We start from the raw sequence: 1,156 nt of genomic DNA, 5'->3' as shown, positions 1-1,156 counted from the left end.
GGCGGCTTTGTTGAGGATGGCGGCTTCGTCTTGGCCGGTGTTGCCGTCATGCTGTGGTGTCCAGGTGCCGTTGTTGCAGGTGAAGGTCAGCCAGGGGTCGGCGACGTCGGATGTGGTGTTCAGTGCCCAGTTGTTGAGCTGGAGTGTGGTCAGTCCTGCGGCTTGGCAGTCGCTGACGGTGTGGACGACGGGTGCCGCTGCCTCGGGGGTGAGGTCCTTGGTGTCGTCGGTGACCAGGCCGGTGACGGACAGGGTGGCGCCGGTGAGCCCGATGGTGCCGGTCGGGCTCGCCTGCCTGGCGGCGGCGATGAGGTGGGTGATAGGCGGGTTGGAGTAGGAGCCGTCTTTGGCGGGGGAGTAGGTGACGTTCCAGTTGTTGAGGGTGAATGTCTTGTAGGAGTCGGGGCTGGTTGGCTCTGTGATAGACGCGGGAGCGGCGTCGACTGTTCCGTAGTCGGCGTGAATGGAGCCGTCAGGTTCGCCTCGGGTGACGGACTTGGCTTTGCCCACTGGGGTCAGTTCTCGTTGGGTGGCGGCGCGGATGTTGTCAGGGTTGTCGTCGCAGCTGAAGCTGACTGAGATGTCTGTGCCGTTGAGATGCCAGGACAAGGTGACGCTGAGTGGTACCTGGCTGCTGTCTGCCTTGCGGTGGGTGGAGGCCAGGAGTTCGGCAGCCTGGTCCACGCTGGTTTCGTCCTTGAGGCGGGCGTCGACCTGCGCAATAGGACCAGAGGAGGGGTCGGCGTAAGCGCGGGAGACCTTCGCTGATTTCACTGCGGGGCTCCAGTAGAGATGGTGGGATGCTGAGTAGGCCACGGTCCTGGCTTGCAGGCCGTCGAGACCGATGTCCGGGTCCAGAGTGGCCAGCACCCAGTAGACGAACCCGCTGATCACGACTAGTACTACTGCCAGTGCCACGACCAGGGCCCTGTATTCCTTGGTGATGCGCCCCTTGAATCGGATGCCGCTAGGCGCACTGTGAGACGTTTCGGTCTGCTCGTCGGGCATCGGCTGCTCCCTTACTGGCTGAATGGACGCAATTATTCCCGATCCGTTGTGGTTGGTGGGGGTGTCCGGTCCGACGGCGCAGAGGCGAAGGAGGAACGGCGGGCCGGCTAGAGTTCGGCGGCTTTGTTGAGGATGGTGGCTTCGTCTT

Annotated in this window: 1 protein-coding gene; it reads right to left on the bottom strand. The window is 63.4% G+C overall.

Going from position 1 to position 1,156, the window contains the following annotated elements; all coding sequences use genetic code 11:
* A partial coding sequence (locus BKH20_RS10590) for a hypothetical protein (protein ID WP_178388595.1) occupies nt 1-894 on the bottom strand: 894 nt, incomplete at its 3' end.
* Between the last annotated feature and the right edge of the window lie 262 nt (nt 895-1,156).

Origin of the sequence: Actinomyces oris (assembly GCF_001937445.1) — a bacterium.
Classification (GTDB): domain Bacteria; phylum Actinomycetota; class Actinomycetes; order Actinomycetales; family Actinomycetaceae; genus Actinomyces; species Actinomyces acetigenes.
The sequence above is the reverse complement of the archived record's forward strand: the minus strand, read 5'-3'. Positions and strand labels throughout refer to the sequence as shown.